Here is a 5050-nt window from a genome sequence, read left to right on the forward strand (position 1 = left end):
CAATTGATCTTACCAAACTGAGTTCAACTACACTTCCTGAGGCAATTAAAAAAGCTGTTACTTATGGGTACAATGCAAAGCGGAGCGGCGATATTTACTACATATTAAAATCAGGATATTTCGGCGGGGGAAGCACTGGCACTACACACGGCGCCTGGTATCCTTACGATTCACACATTCCATGTGTATTCATGGGCTGGAATGTGAAGCCTGGTAAGACCAATAAAACACATTACATGACAGACATCGCTGCAACTCTTGCCGCTATGTTACATATTCAAATGCCAAGTGGCTGTGTAGGCGAGCCAATAACTGAGCTTACCCATCAGTAGAACCCCGTACAGAACAAATGAAAGGCCGTTATGGAACATAAACCGTAACGGCCTTTTGTATTTATCGCACTGGTGTATTTCAGTTTCTGTTTTCACTTGCTCCGCATAGTTTTATTTAACTTTGCACACCAGTTATAAACATGATGGAGCAGATCGAAATTTACAAACCCAAACATAAAATACGTTTCGTTACAGCAGCCGCACTATTTGATGGCCACGATGCCACGATCAATATCATGCGCAGGATTCTTCAGTCATCAGGTGCGGAGGTCATCCACCTCGGACATAACCGTTCTGTCGATGAAGTAGTAAATTGTGCCATCCAGGAAGACGTACAGGGTATCGCTATGACCTCTTATCAAGGGGGGCATATCGAATACTTTAAATATATGTACGACCTGCTTAAAGAGCGCGGGGCCTCTCACATTAAAATATTTGGCGGAGGAGGAGGCGTAATCCTTCCCTCAGAAATAAAAGAACTGCAGGAATACGGGATTATCAGGATTTATTCACCAGATGACGGCAGAAAAATGGGTCTGCAGGGCATGATCAATCATATGCTGAAGGAAGCAGACTTCAGCACCATAAAATCTCTTGACGGCGGACTTAAAACCATTCCCCATAAAAGTATTAAAGACATTGCTTCAGCCATTACTTTGGCCGAGAATGATCCGGAAGGCGCACAAACCTTTGTTGATGAATTAAAAAAGCTGAGCGGAAAAAACAAAGTACCCGTACTTGGAATAACAGGCACCGGCGGTTCCGGAAAATCCTCGCTGGTTGATGAACTGGTAAGGCGTTTTTTACTGGAAGTAAAAGACAAAACACTGGCAATAATATCAGTTGACCCCTCTAAAAGAAAAACAGGCGGAGCTTTGCTTGGTGATAGAATTCGAATGAACGCAATTAACAATCCAAGGATTTACATGCGTTCGCTGGCTACCCGGCAGGCCAATCTGGCCCTTTCAAAAAATGTACAGGAAAGCATTGACATCTGCAAAGCGGCCGGTTATGATCTCATTATTGTAGAAACATCGGGTATAGGGCAATCTGATACAGAAATCACAGAACATTGCGATATCTCCCTGTATGTGATGACTCCCGAATTTGGTGCCGCTACGCAGCTGGAAAAAATAGATATGCTTGATTTTGCTGACCTGGTAGCCATTAATAAATCTGATAAACGAGGTGCATTGGATGCGTTAAGAGACGTCCGTAAGCAATACAAACGGAATCATAATCTCTTTGAGGCCAGGGACGAGACCATACCTGTTTTCAGTACCATAGCCTCCCAGTTCAATGACCCGGGCATGAATGAACTCTTTGCAGCATTGATGCAGCAGATAAAAGAAAAAGTACAGATCGATTTTAAACCGCAAATGGAGCTCTTAGCGGGGCAGTCTGAAAAAATCTATATCATCCCACCGGATCGTACCCGTTATCTTGCTGAGATCGCGGAATCCAGCGTAGCGTATCACGATTGGGTACATAAACAAAGCCAGATTGCATGCAAACTTTACCAGCTCCAGGGAGTTATCAAATTATTTTCGGAAGACAAAACGATAGCCGGTCACTCTGAGAAAGAAACGGTCGATTCGCTAAAAGATGTCTATAAGCACCTGGAAGAACAGCTTGACGGAGATTGCAGGCGACTGCTTCGCGAATGGCCGGAAACCAAACTGAAATACAAACAAGAGTACTTTATATACAGCGTACGCGATAAGGAGATTAAGCAGTCTCTTTTCTATGAATCTTTATCAAAATTACAAATCCCAAAGGTTTCATTGCCCCGCTATCAGGACTGGGGAGATATACTCAGGTGGCTGCTGACAGAAAACGTTCCTGGTGAATTTCCCTATGCAGCCGGCGTTTTTCCCTTAAAGAGAGAAGGTGAGGATCCTACCCGTATGTTTGCAGGAGAAGGCGGACCAGAACGAACCAACAAAAGATTTCACTATGTATCTTTAGGCCAGCCAGCACATCGCTTGTCAACTGCTTTCGACTCTGTAACTTTATATGGTGAAGATCCGCACATCAGGCCTGACATCTACGGGAAAATAGGTAATTCCGGTGTAAGCATTGCCACCCTTGATGATGCTAAAAAACTATACTCGGGATTTGACTTATGTGCCGCTTCGACTTCGGTGTCTATGACCATCAATGGTCCTGCCCCGATGCTGCTCGCCTTTTTTATGAACACAGCTATAGACCAGCAGTGTGAGAAATACATTATAGAAAATAAACTGCAGGCGCAGGTAAAAAGCAAGATCGACAGCATCTATAAAGCAAAAGGAATAGAAAGGCCGGAATACAATGATCCGCTGCCTGAAGGAAACAATGGATTAGGACTCATGCTGCTCGGTGTGACCGGCGATCAGGTATTACCGGATGAAGTGTATTCAAAAATTAAAGGAAAAGCAATAAGTACAGTACGCGGTACCGTGCAGGCCGACATACTCAAGGAGGATCAGGCTCAAAATACCTGCATTTTTTCGACAGAATTTGCACTGAGAATGATGGGTGATATTCAACATTATTTCATTACCAAAAATGTGCGCAATTTCTATTCAGTTTCTATCTCCGGCTATCACATTGCAGAAGCCGGAGCAAATCCAATATCTCAGCTCGCATTTACATTGAGTAACGGATTTACTTTTGTGGAATACTACCTCAGCAGGGGGATGCGCATTGATGACTTTGCTCCCAACCTATCCTTCTTCTTTTCTAATGGGATCGATCCCGAGTATGCGGTTATCGGCCGCGTGGCGCGGCGCATTTGGGCAAAGGCGATCAAAAATAAATATAAAGGTAATGACAGGTCGCAAAAACTGAAATATCATATCCAAACATCAGGCCGGTCACTACATGCACAGGAAATAGATTTTAATGACATCCGTACCACCCTGCAGGCATTATATGCCATTTACGACAACTGTAATTCCCTTCATACCAACGCTTACGATGAAGCCATTACTACACCTACAGAAGAATCGGTACGCAGGGCCATGGCCATACAATTGATCATCAACCGTGAGCTGGGACTTGCAAAGAATGAGAATCCCCTACAGGGTGCCTTCATTATCGAAGACCTCACCGATCTGGTAGAAGAAGCTGTCTTGCTTGAATTCAAGCGAATTAACGATAGAGGTGGTGTGCTGGGCGCGATGGAAACAATGTATCAGAGAGGCAAGATCCAGGAAGAAAGCCTGTATTACGAAACGTTGAAACATAATGGAGAATATCCGATAGTAGGTGTAAATACATTTCTAAATAAGAGTGGCTCACCTACCATTGTTCCAGGCGAAGTAATCAGGGCTACTGAAAAAGAAAAGCAACACCAGATCAAATCGTTAAAGGCCTTTCAGGAAAGAAATGCCGATCAAACCTCAGAGGCCTTAAGAAAACTTCAAAAAGTTGCTATAGCCGGTGAGAATATTTTCTCTGAGCTAATGGAAGCCTGTAAAATATGCTCACTGGGTCAGATCTCTAATGCACTCTATGAAGTAGGCGGACAGTATAGAAGGAATATGTAATTTAAGCGTGTATCCAGCTGAACTTATATTCCATTGTTGGATTCTTCATTCGTTCGGCAACACGTAGTAATCTGGAAGGCAAAGCCATGATATAATCACGTGCCTTTTCGCCCGCCTCATTCAGGTCACGCATACTTTCCAGCTTCCATTCTTCAATCAGCTGCTGCATAATTTCCACATAATCGACTGCTGTATAAACCCCCAAACGTTGTGCCGCATCAGTAAAGTGGCCAAAAGTCTGGCCAATTTTCATTCCCATCTCACGAAGAAAGTGAGCTGGCATCACAATCTTTTGACGCATCATGTCTTCAAAAGCGATCATAGCTTCATTGGGGTCCACTTCAAAGATCTTGCTCATAAAATCCTTATAAGCCTTGGCGTGCCTCGCTTCATCAGAGGCTATCACTCCGCACATTTTAGACAATAAAGCATCTCCATCCTTTTTCGCCAAAGAAGCCACCCTTCTATGAGATATATTGGTAGCCAGTTCCTGGAAACTGGTATAAATAAAATTTCTATATGGATCATGGCCAGTGCCAATGTCAAAACCATCGGCTATTAAATACTGAGTAGAAATCTCCATCTGGCGCATATCAACTCTACCGGATAGGTACAAGTATTTATTCAATAAATCACCATGCCTGTTCTCTTCTGCAGTCCAGTGACGTACCCATTTCATCCACCCGCCCGCTTCATTTTTAGTGATGCCGTCTACCATGGTTAGCCAGGATTCATAAGTAGGCAGGGCCTCTTCTGTAATCGTATCACCAATCAATACTGCCACAAGATCATAGGATAGATCATTGGCATTTTCACGTAGTATTTTTATATCCTGGAAAAATGTCTCACTTGTTGAATCAGGCAAAAAATCAGATGGTTGCCAATTGGTATCAATTGGTTTCAGGTATGAATCCATCATATCAAGCATATAAGTCTCGATATGCAACATTACTTCCCTTCTTTTCTCTGCAAAAAAACTCATTCGTTTTATATTTAAAATTTACCCAAATATACCAAAAAAAATGGCATAGTAATGATATGAAAACCTATTTTATATGGGAGTATTGATAAACAAGAAAAGCCTGCAGTCCAATGACTGCAGGCTTTCTTTAAGATTTGGCACCGACCTACTCTCCCACGTGTTACCGCAGTACCATTGGCTCTGGTGGGCTTAACTTCTCTGTT

Annotated in this window: 2 protein-coding genes and 1 pseudogene; 2 read left to right on the plus strand and 1 reads right to left on the minus strand. The window is 43.0% G+C overall.

Annotation, left to right across the window (positions count from 1 at the left end):
- Positions 1-332, plus strand: a pseudogene (locus VK541_RS21410) (alkaline phosphatase family protein); the annotation flags it as partial.
- 143 nt (positions 333-475) lie between these two features.
- Positions 476-3865: a methylmalonyl-CoA mutase family protein gene (locus tag VK541_RS21415; protein WP_414692637.1), complete on the plus strand. Its 3390-nt coding sequence runs from the start codon at positions 476-478 to the stop codon at positions 3863-3865.
- A gap of 1 nt (position 3866) precedes the next feature.
- Here VK541_RS21415 and VK541_RS21420 read toward each other — a convergent pair whose 3' ends face one another.
- Complete coding sequence (locus VK541_RS21420; RefSeq protein ID WP_324372539.1) at positions 3867-4847, minus strand: acyl-ACP desaturase; 981 nt, start codon at positions 4845-4847, stop codon at positions 3867-3869.
- Positions 4848-5050 lie beyond the last annotated feature (203 nt).

The organism is Pedobacter sp. (genome assembly GCF_035317785.1).
Taxonomy (GTDB): Bacteria; Bacteroidota; Bacteroidia; order Sphingobacteriales; family Sphingobacteriaceae; genus Pedobacter.

Excerpts from the sequence above, each read along its gene's own strand:
- VK541_RS21420 (WP_324372539.1), bottom strand. The coding sequence starts at position 4,847 with ATGAGTTTTTTTGCAGAGAAAAGAAGGGAAGTAATGTTGCATATCGAG.
- VK541_RS21415 (WP_414692637.1), top strand. The coding sequence starts at position 476 with ATGGAGCAGATCGAAATTTACAAACCCAAACATAAAATACGTTTCGTT.